15 protein-coding genes and 2 tRNA genes are annotated in these 17,608 nt (G+C 68.4%); 12 read left to right on the top strand and 5 right to left on the bottom strand.

Annotated elements, in window-relative coordinates; all coding sequences use genetic code 11:
• The first annotated feature begins 81 nt into the window (after positions 1-81).
• The 9 genes from OG947_RS11140 (at position 82) to OG947_RS11100 (ending at position 10,805) form a co-directional block, all read left to right on the top strand.
• Positions 82-948, top strand: coding sequence for a metal-dependent hydrolase (locus OG947_RS11140; protein ID WP_027505938.1), 867 nt, complete (start codon positions 82-84; stop codon positions 946-948).
• 26 nt (positions 949-974) lie between these two features.
• Positions 975-2,069 carry a PDR/VanB family oxidoreductase gene (locus tag OG947_RS11135; RefSeq protein ID WP_222632697.1) on the top strand — a complete coding sequence of 365 codons (1,095 nt, stop codon included), beginning with the start codon at positions 975-977 and terminating at the stop codon, positions 2,067-2,069.
• A 253-nt stretch (positions 2,070-2,322) separates the two neighbouring features.
• The gene (gyrB, locus tag OG947_RS11130; protein WP_027505936.1) at positions 2,323-4,362 is read left to right on the top strand and encodes a DNA topoisomerase (ATP-hydrolyzing) subunit B; all 2,040 of its coding nucleotides are present in this window, start codon (positions 2,323-2,325) and stop codon (positions 4,360-4,362) included.
• Between the two features lie 37 nt (positions 4,363-4,399).
• A complete protein-coding gene (gene gyrA, locus OG947_RS11125; protein WP_027505935.1) occupies positions 4,400-6,922 on the top strand; it encodes a DNA gyrase subunit A in 2,523 nt (840 codons plus the stop codon).
• Positions 6,919-7,884, top strand: coding sequence for a DUF3566 domain-containing protein (locus tag OG947_RS11120; RefSeq protein WP_328811856.1), 966 nt, complete (start codon positions 6,919-6,921; stop codon positions 7,882-7,884). Before gyrA ends, OG947_RS11120 begins: the two co-directional genes overlap by 4 nt.
• Positions 7,885-7,982: 98 nt before the next feature.
• A tRNA-Ile gene (locus OG947_RS11115) sits at positions 7,983-8,056 on the top strand.
• A 132-nt stretch (positions 8,057-8,188) separates the two neighbouring features.
• A tRNA-Ala gene (locus OG947_RS11110) sits at positions 8,189-8,261 on the top strand.
• Between the two features lie 121 nt (positions 8,262-8,382).
• A complete protein-coding gene (locus tag OG947_RS11105) occupies positions 8,383-9,378 on the top strand; it encodes a GGDEF domain-containing protein (RefSeq protein WP_328811855.1) in 996 nt (331 codons plus the stop codon).
• A 110-nt stretch (positions 9,379-9,488) separates the two neighbouring features.
• On the top strand, positions 9,489-10,805 hold the full coding sequence (locus OG947_RS11100; RefSeq protein ID WP_328811854.1) for an alpha/beta hydrolase: 1,317 nt from the start codon (positions 9,489-9,491) through the stop codon (positions 10,803-10,805).
• A 14-nt stretch (positions 10,806-10,819) separates the two neighbouring features.
• Here the strand turns inward: OG947_RS11100 and OG947_RS11095 are convergent, their stop codons facing one another.
• Positions 10,820-11,182 (bottom strand): hypothetical protein, encoded by a 363-nt coding sequence (locus OG947_RS11095; protein ID WP_056695686.1) that lies wholly within the window; start codon positions 11,180-11,182, stop codon positions 10,820-10,822.
• Between the two features lie 41 nt (positions 11,183-11,223).
• Here OG947_RS11095 and OG947_RS11090 point away from each other — a divergent pair, with 41 nt between their 5' ends.
• Together OG947_RS11090 and OG947_RS11085 are read left to right on the top strand one after the other, a co-directional pair.
• The gene (locus OG947_RS11090; RefSeq protein WP_027505933.1) at positions 11,224-11,751 is read left to right on the top strand and encodes a peptidylprolyl isomerase; all 528 of its coding nucleotides are present in this window, start codon (positions 11,224-11,226) and stop codon (positions 11,749-11,751) included.
• 39 nt (positions 11,752-11,790) lie between these two features.
• Positions 11,791-12,684: a rhomboid family intramembrane serine protease gene (locus tag OG947_RS11085; protein ID WP_328811853.1), complete on the top strand. Its 894-nt coding sequence runs from the start codon at positions 11,791-11,793 to the stop codon at positions 12,682-12,684.
• Here the strand turns inward: OG947_RS11085 and OG947_RS11080 are convergent.
• Both OG947_RS11080 and crgA read right to left on the bottom strand, forming a co-directional pair.
• Complete coding sequence (locus OG947_RS11080) at positions 12,681-13,142, bottom strand: PH domain-containing protein (protein WP_328811852.1); 462 nt, start codon at positions 13,140-13,142, stop codon at positions 12,681-12,683. The two genes, OG947_RS11085 and OG947_RS11080, sit on opposite strands and share 4 nt — an antisense overlap.
• Positions 13,143-13,220: 78 nt before the next feature.
• Positions 13,221-13,484, bottom strand: coding sequence for a cell division protein CrgA (gene crgA / locus OG947_RS11075; protein ID WP_027505930.1), 264 nt, complete (start codon positions 13,482-13,484; stop codon positions 13,221-13,223).
• A 126-nt stretch (positions 13,485-13,610) separates the two neighbouring features.
• Between crgA and OG947_RS11070 the strand changes: the two genes are divergently transcribed.
• Positions 13,611-14,243, top strand: coding sequence for an aminodeoxychorismate/anthranilate synthase component II (locus OG947_RS11070; protein ID WP_027505929.1), 633 nt, complete (start codon positions 13,611-13,613; stop codon positions 14,241-14,243).
• An 18-nt stretch (positions 14,244-14,261) separates the two neighbouring features.
• On the opposite strand, the gene pknB is transcribed toward OG947_RS11070, so the two are convergent.
• Positions 14,262-16,196 carry a Stk1 family PASTA domain-containing Ser/Thr kinase gene (pknB, locus tag OG947_RS11065; RefSeq protein ID WP_328811851.1) on the bottom strand — a complete coding sequence of 645 codons (1,935 nt, stop codon included), beginning with the start codon at positions 16,194-16,196 and terminating at the stop codon, positions 14,262-14,264.
• Positions 16,193-17,605, bottom strand: a complete 1,413-nt coding sequence (locus OG947_RS11060; protein WP_307096892.1) for a serine/threonine-protein kinase — start codon at positions 17,603-17,605, stop codon at positions 16,193-16,195. The genes pknB and OG947_RS11060 overlap by 4 nt, the downstream gene beginning before the upstream one ends.
• Positions 17,606-17,608: the final 3 nt, after the last annotated feature.

Raw genomic sequence — 17,608 nt, 5'->3', positions numbered from 1 at the left:
TCGGGGACAGCGTCACGGTGGATCCGATCCGAACTCGCGCTCTGCGGCGAATGATCGAATGATCAGCCACGAAAGGACCCGATGATGAACGACGATCCAGGACCCGTCGTCCTGCAGGCGCGCAACGTCTCGTTCGACTGGGAGTCCATGCGCATGCACTACATGGACGGTGACCCCCTGGCCACGCACCTCATGAACGTGATGCACCTGTTCCTCCCCGAGGGCGAGGAGTGGTTCGTGCGCGTGTTCAAGGAGGCGCTGCCGTTGATCCACGACGAGAAGCTGCGCGCCGACGTGATCGGCTTCATCGGCCAGGAGGCCATGCACGCGCAGGCGCACTCGGGCATCCACACGTTCCTGGCCGACCAGGGCCTGGACCCGGCGCCGTACGTGAAGCAGATGGAGTACGTCTTCCGGGTCGCTCTCGACAAGAGGTCGACGAACACCAAGAACAGCCTCGTCGAGCGCCTGGCCCTGATCGCCGCCATCGAGCACCTCACGTCGTTCCTCGGCATGTGGGTGCTGACGGAGAAAGGCCTGGACGAGGCGGACGTGGATCCCCGCATGCTGGACCTCGTGCGCTGGCACGGGGCCGAGGAGGTGGAGCACCGCGCCGTGGCCTACGACGTGTTGCAGTACTTCGACACGCGACGGTTCCGCCGCACGCGTACCTACCTTCTCGTCGCACCGACCGTCGTGGTCATGTGGGGCCGCGGTCTCCGCTTCCTCATGAAGAACGACCCGACGCTGACGGACGATCAGCGCAGCTACACGCTGAAGCAGATCAGGGCCGTCACGCAGCGCGGGTTGTTCCCCACCGCCAAGGCCGTCGGCAAGGCGTCCGTGCGGTACCTGCGGAAGGACTACCACCCGTCCAAGGAGGGATCCACCTCGTTGGCAGTCGCGTACCTCGCCACCTCCCCGGCGGCGAGGGCCGCCACGGTCTGATGGGCGATCGCACGTTCGCACGAGCCATGGCGGCCGTTCGCGAGTACCGCGCGTCCCGGACGATTCCCGAGGATCTGCTCGGCAAGGGCGGCATGGACGAGTCGCTGGCGCAGATCACGGACGGGCTGGACAAACTGTTCGCCATCCTGGATCACTCGAAGTACAAGGCGCGTGCGGCGCCGGTCCAGACGCGGACGCACACGATGGCGGTCTCCGAGCGTTTCACGCTGTGCCGGGACGAGAACGTGGTCGGGCTGACGCTTCGCCGAGTCGACGGCGGCGACGTCCCGCCGTGGCATCCGGGCAGCCACCTCGACCTCGTGCTCCCCTCGGGGCGTCGCCGGCAGTACTCGCTGTGCGGTGACCCGCTCGAGAAGGACGCGTACTCGATCGCGGTGCGACTGGTACCGGACGGCGGCGGCGGTTCGGCCGAGATGCACACCCTCGAGGTGGGAGACAGACTCTCGGTCACCGGTCCGCGCAACGCTTTTCCGTTCTACGCGTCCGGATCCGCGTTGTTCGTGGCCGGTGGTATCGGCATCACCGCGATCATCCCGATGGTGCGGCGGGCCCGTGCCCTCGGCATGGACTGGCATCTGGTCTACAGCGGACGCTCACGGCAGTCGATGCCGTTCCTCGACGAGGTGTCGACGTGGGACCAGGAGCGTGTGACCGTCCGGACCGACGACGTCGACGGGTTGCCCACCGCAGCGGATCTTCTCCGCCACGCGCCGGACGGCGGATCCGTCTACTGCTGCGGTCCGCCGCCGATGCTGGCTCTGGTGCGCGAGGGTGTCCCGGCGACGGGAGCGACGCGTCTGCACTACGAGCGGTTCTCGCCGCCGCCCGTCGTCGCCGGATCCCCGTTCAGTGTCGAACTCGCGTCGTCCGGGACGGTGCTCGACGTCGCGGCGGACCGGACGGCACTCGACGTGATCCGCGAGGTCGTCCCGGGTGTGCCGTACTCGTGCCGCCAGGGCTTCTGCGGAACGTGCAAGGTGAAGGTTCTGGCCGGCGCTCCCGAGCACCGGGACCGACGCCTCGCCGACGACGAGCGCGAGGATCACATGCTGATCTGTGTGTCGCGCTCCGCAGGCGAGCGGCTGACGCTCGATCTCTGACGCGCGGAGCCCCCGTACCCACGAAATGAGCCGCGGAACACGAGAAAAGTCCGTCTCCGACGCAATGAGGGGCCGTTTCGGGTGTCGACGTGAGCCGCGACCCACGCTTTACCGGTACGATGGACCGGTAAAGACCACCGAGCGCGAGGGGCATGCGTCCCCGAGCGCATTTTTTCGGGTCGAGGTCCTCTGCCGTCCTCACCGATCGAGGTGAGTGTCGGGGGAGCGTAGTCGAGAAGGAGAACAGCTGACCGTGGCTGACCCCAAGGCAGGCAAGAGCGACAAGCCGAAGGAATACGACGCGTCGTCGATCACCGTCCTCGAAGGACTCGAGGCGGTACGCAAGCGACCCGGTATGTACATCGGTTCCACCGGAGAGCGCGGCCTGCACCACCTGATCTGGGAGGTCGTCGACAACTCCGTCGACGAGGCGATGGCAGGTCATGCCACCACGGTGGAGGTCACCCTTCTCGCCGACGGCGGCGTGCGCGTCGTCGACGACGGTCGCGGTATTCCCGTCGGCATGCACTCCTCGGGCATCCCGACCATCGAGGTCGTCATGACCCAGCTGCACGCCGGCGGCAAGTTCGACTCCGACTCCTACGCGGTGTCGGGCGGCCTGCACGGCGTGGGTATCTCGGTGGTCAACGCCCTGTCGACGACCCTGCTCGCGCAGGTCGACAACGACGGCTTCCACTGGGAGCAGACCTACACGCGCTCCGTCCCCGGCGAGCTGATCAAGGGCGAGCCGACGAAGCGCACGGGTACGGCGATCTCGTTCTGGCCGGACGCGGACATCTTCGAGGAGACCGTCTTCAAGTTCGACACGGTCGCGCGTCGCCTGCAGGAGATGGCGTTCCTGAACAAGGGACTCACCATCGTCCTCACCGACGAGCGCGCCTCGGACATCGAGCGCATCGCCGACGAGGCCTCCGAGAGCGAGCTGGCGGAGACGCCCAAGGCGGACGCCGAGGAGCCGTCGGGAGCACCGGCCAAGATCAAGACCCGGACCTACCACTACCCCGGTGGTCTCGAGGACTACGTCCGCTACATCAACCGTGCGAAGACGCCGCAGCATCCGTCGGTCATCGGTTTCTCGGCCAAGGGCCCGGGCCACGAACTCGAGATCGCGATGCAGTGGAACTCGACGTACGCGGAGTCCGTGCACACGTTCGCCAACACGATCAACACGCACGAGGGCGGTACGCACGAGGAGGGGTTCCGCTCCGCGCTGACCAACGTCGTGAAGAAGTACGCCAACGAGAAGAAGCTCGTCAAGGAGAAGGACGGCATCCTCACCGGAGACGACATCCGCGAGGGTCTCGCCGCCATCATCTCCGTCAAGGTCGGTGAGCCGCAGTTCGAGGGCCAGACGAAGACCAAGCTCGGCAACACCGAGGTGAAGTCCTTCGTGCAGAAGGCCGCCGGCGAACACCTCACGCACTGGTTCGAGGCGAATCCCGCCGAGGCCAAGCTCATCATCTCCAAGGCCGTCGCCTCGATGCAGGCGCGCACAGCTGCTCGTCGTGCGCGAGATCTGGTGCGGCGCAAGAGCGCCACCGACATCGGTGGACTGCCGGGCAAGCTCGCGGACTGCCGTTCCAACGATCCGTCGAAGTGCGAGATCTACATCGTGGAGGGCGACTCGGCCGGCGGCTCCGCCAAGTCCGGTCGCGACTCGATGTATCAGGCCATTCTTCCGTTGCGCGGCAAGATCATCAACGTCGAGAAGGCCCGCATCGACCGTGTCCTCAAGAACACCGAGGTCCAGTCGATCATCACGGCGTTCGGCACCGGCATCCACGACGAGTTCGACATCGCGAAGCTGCGCTATCACAAGATCGTGCTGATGGCCGACGCCGACGTCGACGGCCAGCACATCTCGACTCTGTTGCTCACCTTGCTGTTCCGCTTCATGCGGCCTCTCGTGGAGCACGGCTACGTCTACCTGGCCATGCCGCCGCTGTACAAGCTCAAGTGGCAGCGAGGTGCGGATCCCGAGTTCGCCTACTCCGATCGGGAGCGCGACGGACTGATCGAGGCCGGCCTGGCGTCGGGCAAGAAGATCAACAAGGACGACGGCATCCAGCGCTACAAAGGCCTGGGCGAGATGAACGCGAAGGAACTGTGGGAGACCACGATGGATCCGAGCGTGCGCGTGCTGCGTCAAGTGACTCTGGACGACGCTGCCGCCGCCGACGAACTCTTCTCCATCCTCATGGGTGAGGACGTCGAGGCCCGCCGCAGCTTCATCACCCGTAATGCCAAGGACGTTCGTTTCCTCGACGTATAGGCGCTCCGCGCCCCGAGCGCCGCGCTAGGAGAATGCAATGACAGACACCACCCTGCCCCCCACCGGCGGCGACGGACCCACGTCCGACCGCATCGAGCTGGTCGACATCCAGCAGGAGATGCAGAACAGCTACATCGACTACGCGATGAGCGTCATCGTCGGTCGAGCACTCCCGGAGGTGCGCGACGGTCTCAAGCCCGTGCACCGCCGCGTGCTGTACGCCATGTTCGACAACGGATATCGACCCGATCGCGGATACGTGAAGTCGGCTCGACCGGTGGCCGAGACCATGGGCAACTACCACCCCCACGGCGACAGCTCGATCTACGACACCCTCGTGCGCATGGCGCAGCCGTGGTCCATGCGGTACCCGCTCGTCGACGGTCAGGGCAACTTCGGTTCCCGCGGCAACGACGGCCCGGCGGCCATGCGGTACACCGAGTGTCGGCTCACTCCTCTCGCGATGCAGATGCTCGCGGACATCGAGGAGGAGACCGTCGACTTCATCGCGAACTACGACGGCCGGACCCTCGAGCCGACCGTGCTGCCCGCCCGGTTCCCCAACCTGCTCGCCAACGGCAGTGGCGGCATCGCGGTCGGCATGGCGACCAACGTTCCGCCGCACAACCTTCGGGAACTCGCCGAGGGTGTGTACTGGATGTTGGACAACTACGAGGCCAGTGAAGAGGTCGCCCTCGAGGCGATGATCGAGCGGATCAAGGGACCGGACTTCCCCACTCACGGTCTCATCGTCGGATCGCAGGGCATCGAGGACGCGTACCGCACCGGTCGCGGATCGATCCGCATGCGCGGCGTGGTCGACATCGAGGAGGGGGAGCGCGGCGGCACGCAGATCGTCGTCACCGAGCTGCCGTTCCAGGTGAACCCGGACAACATGATCGCCTCGATCGCCGAGCAGCTGAAGGACGGCCGCATCGCCGGCATCTCCGACATCGAGGATCAGTCGTCCGACCGCGTCGGTATGCGCATCGTCATCAAGCTGCGTCGCGACGCGGTCGCGAAGGTGGTGCTGAACAACCTCTACAAGCACAGCCAGTTGCAGACGAGCTTCGGCGCCAACATGCTCTCGATCGTCGACGGCGTTCCGCGCACCCTGCGGATCGACCAGATGATCAAGCTGTACGTGACCCACCAGCTCGACGTGATCGTCCGTCGTACGCGGTACCGGTTGCGGAAGGCCGAGGAGCGGGCCCACATCCTGCGCGGACTGGTGAAGGCGCTCGACGCCCTCGACGAGGTCATCGCGTTGATCCGCCGGTCCGCCGACGCCGACGTCGCACGCCAGGGCCTGATGGACCTGCTCGACGTCGATCAGATCCAGGCGGACGCCATCCTCGCGATGCAGCTGCGTCGCCTCGCTGCCCTCGAACGGCAGCGCATCGTCGACGAGCTCGCCGCGATCGAGATCGAGATCGCGGACCTGCAGGACATCCTGGACCGTCCGGAGCGTCAGCGGGAGATCGTGCGCTCGGAGCTGAAGGAGATCGTCGACAAGTTCGGCGACGATCGTCGTACCCGGATCATCGCGGCCGACGGCGACGTCAGCGACGAGGACCTGATCGCGCGTGAGAACGTCGTGGTCACCATCACGGAGACGGGGTATGCCAAGCGCACGCGGACCGACCTCTACCGATCGCAGAAGCGCGGCGGCAAGGGTGTGCAGGGCGCGGGTCTCAAGCAGGACGACATCGTCAGCAAGTTCTTCGTCTGCTCGACGCACGACTGGATCCTGTTCTTCACCACGAAGGGCCGGGTCTACCGGGCCAAGGCGTACGAGCTCCCCGAGGCCAACCGCACGGCCCGCGGACAGCACGTCGCCAACCTGTTGGCGTTCCAGCCGGACGAGCGGATCGCGCAGATCATTCAGATCAAGACCTACGACGACGCGCCGTACCTGGTGCTCGCGACGAAGGCCGGTCTGGTGAAGAAGTCCAAGTTGGCCGACTTCGACTCCAACCGTTCCGGTGGCATCGTGGCCGTCAACCTGCGTGGCGACGACGAGTTGGTCGGAGCCGTGCTGTGCACCAATTCGGACGACCTGCTGCTCGTGTCCGCTCAGGGCCAGTCGATCCGCTTCTCGGCCACCGACGAGGTGCTGCGCCCGATGGGCCGCGCCACTTCGGGTGTCCAGGGAATGCGCTTCAACGGCGAGGACGCACTGCTCTCCCTGAACGTGGTGAAGGACGGCACGTACCTGCTGGTCGCCACGTCCGGTGGCTACGCGAAGCGCACCGCGATGGAGGACTACCCCCCGCAGGGCCGCGGTGGCAAGGGCGTGCTGACCATTCAGTACGACCCGCGTCGTGGCACCCTGGTGGGAGCGCTCATCGTCGAGGACGACGACGAGCTCTACGCCATCACCTCGAGCGGCGGTGTCATCCGCACCGCGGCTCGTCAGGTTCGCAAGGCAGGACGCCAGACCAAGGGCGTTCGGCTGATGAACCTCGGAGACGGCGACAACCTGCTGGCCATCGCACGCAACGCGGACGAGCCGGAGGACCTCGCGATCGCCGAGGCCGACGGATCCAAGGAGTCATGAGCGCAGTGAGTACTCCCGAACAGCCCGGGTCCACCGGAAACGGACGCCCCGCGCCGAGCACCACGTCCGACCGTCAGGCCCCACGGCCTGCCGGCGGACCCCCGGCACCTCGCCCGCCCGCGGCGTGGCCGCCTGCCCAGCAGGACGGCGCGCGCCAGGACGGGGTGCAGCAGGACTCCGCTCGGCAGGACCCTGCTCGGCAGGACCCCGGCCATCAGGGTCCCCGTCCGGCTCGGACACCGGACTCCCAGCAGGCTCCCGTGCGGGAGCAGCAGCCACCTCAGCGGCAGCCGCAGACGAACCTGCAGAGCCGTCCCGCTCCGGCGGGCCGCGCTCCCGAGCAAGCTCGTCCGGACCAGGGCCAGGCCCGGACGACCGTGCAGCCCGCTGCACGTCCGACGGACGGTCAGGACCGTCCCCGCCAGGGGCGTCCCGCCGAGGCGACGGCCAAGGCTGCGGTGATCGACGGGCCGACGCGCAACATCGCGCGGAACGACCTGCCCACCGACATGCCGGACCTCTCGACGGTCCGTCACCCGCAGCAGGAGGAGCAGCGCACCGAGCGCGCCACCCCGATGATGACGGCGCGATCGTCGGAGTCCGGTGAGCCGCTGCGCGCGACCGTCCAGGTGCGCAAGATCGATCCGTGGTCGATGTTGAAGCTGTCGCTCGTGATCTCCGTGTCGCTGTTCTTCGTCTGGATGGTGGCCGTCGGGCTGCTGTACATGGTGCTCGACGGCATGGGCGTGTGGGATCGACTGAACAATGCGTTCTCCGACATCGTCGCCACGTCCGGCGAGTCCGGGTTGGTGTCGGCCGGCCAGATCTTCGGCTACGCCGCCGTCATCGGTCTCATCAACGTGGTGCTGTTCACAGCACTGACGACCATCGGCACGTTCATCTACAACCTGTGCTCCGACCTCGTCGGTGGCCTGGAAGTGACGCTGGCGGACCGGGACTGACCCACCGCACACCGGCGTTTTGGTCTCGCGCCGTGTGTGCGGTAATCTCGTTCCTCGGTCAGCACAGCACGTTCCACCGTGCTCTGCGAGCCGAGTGCGGGCCTATAGCTCAGGCGGTTAGAGCGCTTCCCTGATAAGGAAGAGGTCGGAGGTTCAAGTCCTCCTAGGCCCACGAACGAGAGCGAGAAAGGATGTCCGTGAGGATTCTTCTCCCCGCCCTCGTGACGTCGGTCGTCGTTGCCGTCACTGTTCGCGCGATCCGCGTGGAGAGTACGCGGTGGCATCGTCTGCCGGATGTCGATCCGGGGCCTTAGCTCAGTTGGTAGAGCGCTGCCTTTGCAAGGCAGATGTCAGGAGTTCGAATCTCCTAGGCTCCACAGTCACGACCACACCCTGTTCCGCATGCCGGAGCAGGGTGTTCTCGTCTCTGGACATGTCACCATGCCCACCGGCGATGCTTCGTCCACCACTGCGCGCCTCATCGTCGATACTTGACGCGTGAACCCCGGACGAGGAACAGAAGCGAGCACCGCGATGGTGGTCTATCTCTGTCCCACCGCCGTTCTCTTCATCGCCGGTGCCGTCGCGTTCTCGGGCACGACCACCGGAACCGTGGTCATGGTCCTCGCGGCAGGTCTCCAACTCCTCGGTGCGGCCGTCCTGCACTTCGGCCCGCGTCCGACCTCGCCTCGCACGCTGGGCATCGTGACGGGCGGCGCCGTCGCGTCGCTGTGCGCGATGTTCCTCACGTCGGACGGACCGGTGGCGTACCTGCTGCTGAGTCAGGCGGCGATGTTCCTGGGCATGCAGCTCGCGGGGTACTGGAGTGAGCGCGGCGGCTGGGTGTGGGTGAGCGTGCTGACGGTGGGATCGGTCGTGGCGGCCGCGCTGTCGCCGTCGACCATTCCGATGGTGGGTTACGTCCTCACCGCGCTGGGCATCGTGGCCGCCGCCGAGTTCTTCGGCTCCCACTCGCGGCGCATGCGGCACTCGGCGTCGCGGGACGCCCTGACCGGACTCCTCAACCGTCAGGGCCTCGAGGACCGCGTCGAGAAACTGCTCCCAGTCTTCGCCTCTCGTGGTCTGCCGGTGAGCATGGCGGTTCTCGATCTCGACAACTTCAAGACCGTGAACGACATCTACGGGCACATCGCCGGCGACGTACTGCTCGAGCGGGTCTCGGCAGCGTGGCGCGGTCAGCTGCGCAAGGGCGACGTCCTCGGCCGTCTCGGCGGCGACGAGTTCGTGCTGTTCATGCCGGGAACCGGTGAGGGCGAGGCGGCGACCCTTCTGGAGCGGCTGCGGGCAGCGCACTCGGCCGAGTGGAGCGTCGGACTGGTCTGCATGCCCACCGTGCGCAAGTGGTCGGAAATCTACCGGGCCGCCGACGCCGAGCTCTACAAGGCCAAGCGCAGCCGAGGTGCCCAACAGATGTCCACGCCGGTGCCCAGGGCCGTCATCGAGGACACCGGAGTGCCTGCCGAGCGGCGCTGACGGCTCGTTCCCCGGGCTGTGGACGACGCAGCGAGGCCCGCCGGCTCCATCTGGTCCACTGTCCGCTCGAGGCGGCCGTCACGTGCCGTCCGGGAACGACGGGGGTCGGCGTGAGCGAGTCGGTGGTCTGGACAGCACCGGACATGTGGAGCATGCACACGAGGGTGGTGTCCGCGGGGACTCGCCTGCGCGTGCTGGTCGATCGCACGACCGCGATCGGGCGGCTGCCCGGGTGGGAGGGAGCGGCGGCCGACGCCGCTCGGTCGGGCGTCGTGGGTACGGCAGCGGAGCTGTCGACGCGAGCGGACGTGTTGGGTCGGATCGCGGACGTCCTCGCCCGCGCGGGTGACGACCGTGCAGCCCTGTCGCGATGGGATCCCGCGGATCGGACGGGCGCCCTCGCCGAACTGGATCGCACGGTCGCCGAGGACCTGACCAGGGCAGGCGGAGACGCGCCGCCGGAGTCGGCGCCCACGAGGGCCGTGGCGGTGCTCGACACCGCCAACCGGGCGCGGATGGCCGAGGACCGTGAGCGCCTCGTCGTCGCCGAACGGGACTTGTCCGCGCGACTCGACGACGCCGCGTTCGGGGGCGCGTTCTCGAACGTGGACGCGGGACTCGCCGAGACGCGGCAGCGCCTGGCGGCCATCGACGCGCTGATCGAGGTGCTCGCGCGACCCGAGCGCCGTCTGGTGCACTACGAGGCGGGTGCGCGCCGCACCCTGGCGGCGGTGTCCGTCGGCGACCTCGACGGTGCGGATCGGGTGGCGGTGGTGGTTCCGGGCGCCGGGACGACGGTGGCGGGGTCGATCGCGCGACACGACGGCGAGACGGCGGCACTCGTCACCGAGGCGGGTGCGCTGTCACCCGGCTCCGTCACCGCAGGTGTGTCGTGGCTCGGATACGAAGCGCCGCAATGGAACACGGAGCTCGTCGAGCCCGGGCGCAGCGTGGCCTCGACCGCACCGGCCGCGGCCGGCGCGCCGGCACTCGTCGGCGTTCTCGAGGCGCTCGGCGATCGTCGACACGGTGGTGATGTTCCGGAGGTGACGCTGGTGGCGCACTCCTACGGCACCGTCGTCGCGGCGCAGGCCATCGAGGCCGGTGGCCCCGTCGACGCCGTGGTGGTGATGGGCTCGCCCGGATGGAGCGACCGCGCCGCCGCCGCCGCGCCGGGCCCGGTGCACGTCGCCGAGGCGGCGTGGGACCCCGTCGCCGATCTGGGACGGTTCGGGCCCGATCCCAGCGAGCGACCCGACACCGAGGCGCTGGACACGGCGGGCACCGTGGGCCATGCCGACTACCTGGAACCGGGAAGCGTGTCGGCACGGGCCGTGGCCGAGGTGGTGGCCGGAGTGCCGAGCCCACCCGCCCCACGAACCATGGACCTGGCCGACGTGGCGCGGTTCGTGCTCGGGGTGCTCTGACCGGCGGAGCAGTGTCAGGGCGCCTGGTGACCGTTGGTCGTCGGCGTGCCCAGGCTCGGCGGCTCGGCGGCGGGAGGGGGCAGCTCGGTGCGGCGCGAGCGGGAGAACGCGACAGCGCCGGCGCCGAGGAGGACGAGCAGTCCGATCACGCCGGCGCGGCGGCCGGGCACGAACCGACCGCGTCGAACGGGCGCCGCCGCACGCACGGGTGCGGGACGAGCGGCACGCTGCTGGGCGCGTCGCGACCGGAGGACCGACACCCCCTTGCGAGTGACGACGAAACCTGTTGCTGCGGGGCCCTTCGCGAGCGTGAGGGCGGTGTCACGGGCGATGCCGAGCGCCTTCTTGGCGGTGGCACTGTCGGGTGTTGACGTCATCCGTTCACCCTTGCACATTCCCCGGGTGGCACCATGGTGTTGTGACCTCACCTCTACAGACTCAGACCGCGACCCTGCACACGAATCACGGCGACATCGTGATCGCCCTCTTCGGCAACCACGCGCCGAAGACGGTCGAGAACTTCGTCGGTCTCGCGCAGGGCACCAAGGACTACAGCACGAAGAACGCGTCGGGCTCCTCCGAGGGACCCTTCTACGACGGCGCGATCTTCCACCGCGTCATCGCGGGCTTCATGCTCCAGGGTGGTGACCCCACCGGCACCGGCACGGGTGGTCCCGGATACAAGTTCGGTGACGAGTTCCACCCCGAGCTGTCGTTCGACCGTCCGTACCTGCTCGCCATGGCGAACGCGGGCCCCGGCACCAACGGTTCGCAGTTCTTCATCACCGTCGGCCCGACGCCGCATCTCAACCGTCGCCACACCATCTTCGGCGAGGTCATCGATCCCGCGTCGCAGAAGGTCGTCGACGAGATCGGCTCGACCGCGACCGGCCGCGGCGATCGCCCCGTGAACGACGTCGTCATCGAATCCGTCACCATTGCCTGATTCGACCGACACGGTCCCCCGTCGCGAGATCGGTGTGACATGACAGGACCAGGATGGGGCGGCGCTCCGGTGCCGCCCCTCCCTGCCTGCGTGCGCCACCCCGATCGGCCCACCGGCCTGTCCTGCACCCGGTGCGACCGACCGGCCTGCCCGGAATGCCTGCGGCCCGCCGCGGTGGGTCAGCACTGTGTCGACTGCGTGGCACAGGCAGCAGGGTCGATCCCGCGTGCCCGCACGATGGCCGGCGGTGTCAGCAGGACCGTCTCCACCCCCGTCGTCACCTACGCGCTGATGGCACTGAACATCCTCGTGTTCGCCCTCACGGCCGCTCAGTCCGGCGGCCTGGCGAACCAGTCGAGCTCGCTGTTCCGCAGCTGGCAGCTCGTCCCGCTCCTGGTGGCCGACGGCGATGTCGTCCGCATCCTGGGCAGTGGTTTCCTGCACTCCGGCATCGTGCACCTCGCCGTGAACATGTTCGCCCTGTACGTCATCGGGCGCGATTGCGAACTGGTGCTCGGACGCTCGCGATACCTCGCCGTGTACGTCGTCGCGCTGCTGGGCGGCGCCGCGGCGGTGATGTGGCTGTCCAGCCCCCTGGTGGCGACGGTCGGAGCATCCGGCGCCGTGTTCGGCCTCCTCGGTGCACAGGCCGTGATCCTCGTCCGGCTGCGCCGCAGCCCCACCCCGGTGCTCGTCGTGATCGGGCTCAACGTGGTGCTGAGCATCGCGATCCCCGGTATCTCCCTGTGGGGACACCTCGGCGGGCTCGCCGCCGGTGCCGCCGCCACGGCCGCGGTGCTGTTCGTCACCGGTTCGGACGCTCGTCGGTCACGCCGACTGGGATGGTTCGGCATCGCCGGCGTCGGGCTGCTCGCCCTGGCGCTGATCGGTCTGCGTGCCGCGACGCTCGCTCCGACTCTCGTGGTGGGCTAGTCCCGCTGCGACCAGCCCGCGTCGACCCACCCGTGCAGCTCGAGAGTGTCGAACACGGCGCGCGGATCGGCCCCGAGGTCCCAGCGACCGAAGATGACGAGTCGCTCGTCGTCGCCGTCGGTCACGTCCATCTCCAGCATCGGAACCCGTCGACCGAGCCGCGGGTACGGGACCAGACGCAGTGAGAGCACGTCGTCGCGCCCGTAGTCGCGGGTTCCGCGCAGAGTTCTGATGCGCAGGAGGTCGCCGTCGACACTCAACTTCGGACGTTGGACCGCGGCCAGCACAGCCAGCGCCAGGGCTGCCAGTGCGGCGAGTCCGATGAGCGCGCGGCCGGCCGGATCACCCGTCGTGGCGACGGCAGCGGCGGCGAGTGCAGCGGCTCCCACCGCCAGCGCGGCCACGGCGGCGAGGGGTGTGGACCAGGACTGCGGCGCCTCGCGGCCACCTGTGGACAAGTTATCCACAGAAGTTATCCACAGTGTGGATGAACAACACGCGTGTAATTTCGGCGCGCATGGCGGAGGAAGCCCCGGTCAGCGCCATTTCATCGTCATGACGAGACCGACAATCCAGAAACCGAAGCCGATCAGCAGGTTGTAGGCCCCCAGATCCGACATCCAGCCGATGCTGTCCTGGGCGAGGTAGTACACGATGAGATACACCAGACCGAGCACCATGAAACCGAACATGACCGACAGATACAGCGTGCTCGACGGCGCGGCCTTGACCTTGACGGGCGTCCGCGACGCCGGATCGATCGTGTAGTCGGGCTTCTTGCGGACCTTCGACTTGGGCATGGATGACCTCGAACTCTCGTACCGGACTGCAGGCGGGCGGGTGTGAGCCACGGTGGGGATGCTCACTGCTCACGTCCACGATAACCTGCAGCCGAGCTCCCACCCGTGCGGCATTAGTCTTGTGACATGCGCATCCTCGTCGTCGACAACTACGACAGCTTCGTGTTCAACCTGGTCCAGTACCTCGGCCAGCTGGGGACACGGGCCCGAGTGCTGCGGAACGACGACCCCGGGGTGCTCGATGTCGAGGCCGCCGTGGCGGAGGTGGACGGAGTGCTGCTCAGTCCCGGACCCGGCACGCCGCAGCGTGCCGGCGTCACCATGGACATGGTGCAGGCCTGCGCCTCGTCGGCAACGCCCCTGCTCGGCGTGTGCCTCGGACACCAGGCCATCGGTGCCTCCTTCGGCGGTGTGGTCGAACGCGCGCCGGAACTTCTGCACGGCAAGACCAGCGTCGTCCACCACTCCGGAGACGGCGTGCTGGCAGGGTTGCCGGATCCGTTCACCGCGACGCGCTACCACTCGTTGACGGTGCGGGAGGACACGATCCCGGACGACCTCGAGGTGACCGCGCGCACCGAGAGCGGCATCGTCATGGCGATGCGCCACCGGGAGCTGCCGATCCACGGCGTGCAGTTCCACCCCGAGTCGGTCATGACGCAGGGTGGTCACCGCATGCTGGCGAACTGGCTCGCCGTGTGCGGCGAGGCTCCCGAACCGGGCCTGGTGGCCGAGCTCGAGAGCGCCGCCCGCGTCTGAGCACGGCGCCGCGTCGGGTCAGAGCCCGAACTTGCCGACGGTCACGTTGACGCGCGCCGTCTTGGCGATTGCCGTCCCCGGCGCGACCGCCTGCTGCTGAACGCGGTTGACCTGCGTGAGGTCCGACGTCTGGACGTCGACCTGGTCGATCTCGGCGATGGTGCCCTCCCAGCCGGCGGAGCGGAGGAGGTCGACGGCCTGGACCGGGGTCTGGCCTGCCAGGTCCGGGATCTCGAACTGCGATCCGTTGGACACCCGCACCACCACGGTGTCGCCGTCGGTGGCGTTGCTGCCGCCCGCGGGCGTCGTGGCGACCACCTGACCGGCCGGGAGCGTCGAGTCGACGTTCTGGCGGTCGACGAGGAAACCGGCACCCGCGATGTTGGGCTGAGCGACCTCGATGTTCTGACCGACCACGTCGGGTACCCGCACCTGACGCGGTCCCGATCCGAGCGTGATGCGTACCGACGAGCCCTGAGCCATCGACGATCCGCGAGCCGGCTCCTGACCGATGACCTTGTCGACGTCCGCGCGAGACGACGCGGCCCGGCCGATCGACGGGTCGAGAGCGAGACCGGCCTGCACCAGTGCCTGTTCCGCAGCGCTCTGCGTCAGTCCTGCCAACTGGGGGACCTGGATCTGCTCCGGACCGGTGGACACCTCGAGAACGAGGGTGCTGTTCTCGTCGACCGTCGTGCCGGACACGGGTCGCGTGCCGATGACGGACCCCTCGGGCACCGTCGCGTCGGAGCGTTGCTGGACGTCGACGCGGAAGCCCGCGTTCTCGAGGGTGGTGCGGGCGGCGTCGGCGGTCTGCGCGGACACGTCCGGGACGGTCACCGAACGGGCCTCCGCACCGGGGCCGAGATTCCACAGGAAGACGCCGACGATGCCGACGACCACGAGGGCGGCGAGCGCCATGACGGCGACGCGCACGCCCTTGCGGCGCGGTCGGTCTCCGTCGTCGTCCGCGTCGGGATGCGCGTGGCGGGCGATCCGGCGAGGCTCGCCGGAGTTGTCGGACGCCGGCCGAGCGCCGGACCGCGGCGCATCCATCGAGCCGAGGATGGTGGTGCGATCCTCGTCGTTCATCACCATCGGCGCACTGGGCCGCTGGCCACCGAGGACGCGGATGAGATCGGTGCGCATGTCCGCGGCGCTCTGGTACCGATTGGCCGGGTTCTTGCTCATCGCCTTGAGAATGATCGAGTCCAGCTCCCGCGGGATGTCCGGATTCACCGACGACGGCAGTCGCGGATCCTCCCGGACGTGCTGGTACGCGACCGCGACCGGGGAGTCACCCGTGAACGGCGGCTCGCCCGTCAGGATCTCGAACAGCACGCAGCCCAGCGAGTAGACATCGGATCGCGCATCGACCTGTTCGCCGCGAGCCTGCTCTGGCGACAGGTACTGGGCGGTACCGATGACGGCAGCGGTCTGCGTCATCGGAGACGAACTGTCGGCGATGGCCCGCGCGATGCCGAAGTCCATGACCTTGACCGCACCGGCGCGGTTGATCATCACGTTGGCCGGTTTGACGTCGCGGTGCACGATGCCGTTGCGGTGGCTGAAGTCGAGGGCGGCGCAGACGTCGGCGATGACCTCCATCGCACGCTTGGGAGCCATCGGCCCCTCGGCGCGGACGATGTCGCGCAGCGTGTCGCCGTCGACGTACTCCATGACGATGTAGGGCAGCGGACCCGTCTCGGTCTCCGCCTCACCCGTGTCGTACACCGCTACGATCGCCGGATGGTTCAGTGCCGCAGCGTTCTGCGCCTCGCGGCGGAACCGCAGGTAGAACGTGGGATCGCGTGCCAGATCCTGACGCAGCACCTTGATGGCCACGTCGCGATCGAGACGGCCGTCCTTCGCGAGGTGGACCTCCGACATGCCACCGAAACCGAGGATCTCCCCGAGGTCGTACCGGGACGAGAGCTTGCGCGGTGTGGTCATCGCGCTCCTCCCGGTGCGTAGTTGAAGGGGTTGCCGTCCCCGTTGCCGTTGCCGTTCCCGCCGCCGAGACCGGGGATGGTGAACAGTCCCCCGTCGGTCGTGGTCGTGGTGGTGGTCGTCGGCTCGGTGGTCGTGGGCTCGGTGGTGGTCGTCGTCGGTTCCGTCGTCGTGGTGGTCGTGGTGGTGGTGGTGGTCGTCGTCGTGGGCTCGGTGGTGGTGGTCGTCGGCCGCGTCGTGGTGGTGGTCGGCTCCGTGGTGGGCGCCGCCGTGGTGGTCGAGGTGACGACGGGCGTCGAACCGTTGCTCTCGGTGAAGACGAACAGCCCGAACGCGACGACGGCGGCGAGCAGGAGCAGTCCACCGGCAGCCCAGGCCAGGGCCTTCTGCCCGGGGGTCATGCCCGATTCGCGGTCACGATCAGGTTCCGGTGATCGTGGTGTGGCCGCTGCCGCGGCGGCGTAGCCGGTGGCGGACGTGGTCATCATGCGGGTGCTGGACGGCCCACCGACGGCGCCGACGGGCGGGGCGACCCGACCGGTACCGGACGCCGTGCCCGGGGCGGGCGGGCGCCGGCCGGCGCGCACGGCAGCGACCGCGTCGGCGAACTCCCCGCCGTTCTCGTACCGTGCGGCCGGGTCCTTGGTCATGGTGATCTCGATGAGCTCCCGCACCGGCTGCGGCAGATCGCCGGGAAGCGGCGGCGCGGCGTCCCGCACGTGCTTCATCGCGACCGTCAGCGCGCCGTCGCCGACGAACGGACGGGTCCCGCTGATGGCCTCGTAGCCCACGACGCCGAGCGAGTACACGTCGGACGCAGACGTCGCGTCCTGACCCAGCGCCTGTTCGGGGGCGATGTACTGCGCGGTGCCCATGACCATGCCGGTCCGCGTGACGGGCGAGGCGTCCACGGCCTTCGCGATGCCGAAGTCGGTGATCTTCACCGTCCCGTCGGGCGTGATCATGATGTTGCCCGGCTTCACGTCACGGTGGACGATGCCTGCGCGGTGCGCGGCCTGCAGGGCGCGGCCGGTCTGCTCGAGCATGTCCAGTGCGTGGACCAGCGGAAGCCGACCCATGCGCGTGAGCACCGTGTTGAGGGGCTCGCCGATGACGAGCTCCATGACGAGATACGCGAGCGACTGCCCGTTGGCGTCCCGCACCTCGCCGTAGTCGTAGATGTTGGCGATGCCGGGATGGTTCAACAGCGCGGTCGTGCGCGCCTCGACACGGAACCGTTCGACGAACTCGGGGTCGTCCGAGAACTCCGGCTTGAGGATCTTGACGGCGACGCGGCGATCGAGCCGGTTGTCCGTCGCTTCCCAGACCTGTCCCATTCCACCGGTCGCGATCAGTCGGAGCAGTCGATAGCGGTCGGCGACCACTGCTCCGTTACCCAGGCCTCCACTCATGCG

Source organism: Rhodococcus sp. NBC_00297 (assembly GCF_036173065.1).
Classification (GTDB): domain Bacteria; phylum Actinomycetota; class Actinomycetes; order Mycobacteriales; family Mycobacteriaceae; genus Rhodococcoides.
The sequence above is the reverse complement of the archived record's forward strand: the minus strand, read 5'-3'. Positions and strand labels throughout refer to the sequence as shown.

Excerpts from the sequence above, each read along its gene's own strand:
- OG947_RS11135 (WP_222632697.1), top strand. The coding sequence starts at position 975 with ATGGCGGCCGTTCGCGAGTACCGCGCGTCCCGGACGATTCCCGAGGAT.
- OG947_RS11140 (WP_027505938.1), top strand. The coding sequence starts at position 82 with ATGATGAACGACGATCCAGGACCCGTCGTCCTGCAGGCGCGCAACGTC.
- OG947_RS11070 (WP_027505929.1), top strand. The coding sequence starts at position 13,611 with ATGCGCATCCTCGTCGTCGACAACTACGACAGCTTCGTGTTCAACCTG.
- OG947_RS11120 (WP_328811856.1), top strand. The coding sequence starts at position 6,919 with ATGAGCGCAGTGAGTACTCCCGAACAGCCCGGGTCCACCGGAAACGGA.
- OG947_RS11095 (WP_056695686.1), bottom strand. The coding sequence starts at position 11,182 with ATGACGTCAACACCCGACAGTGCCACCGCCAAGAAGGCGCTCGGCATC.
- pknB (WP_328811851.1), bottom strand. The coding sequence starts at position 16,196 with ATGACCACACCGCGCAAGCTCTCGTCCCGGTACGACCTCGGGGAGATC.
- OG947_RS11085 (WP_328811853.1), top strand. The coding sequence starts at position 11,791 with ATGACAGGACCAGGATGGGGCGGCGCTCCGGTGCCGCCCCTCCCTGCC.
- OG947_RS11060 (WP_307096892.1), bottom strand. The coding sequence starts at position 17,605 with ATGAGTGGAGGCCTGGGTAACGGAGCAGTGGTCGCCGACCGCTATCGA.
- crgA (WP_027505930.1), bottom strand. The coding sequence starts at position 13,484 with ATGCCCAAGTCGAAGGTCCGCAAGAAGCCCGACTACACGATCGATCCG.
- gyrA (WP_027505935.1), top strand. The coding sequence starts at position 4,400 with ATGACAGACACCACCCTGCCCCCCACCGGCGGCGACGGACCCACGTCC.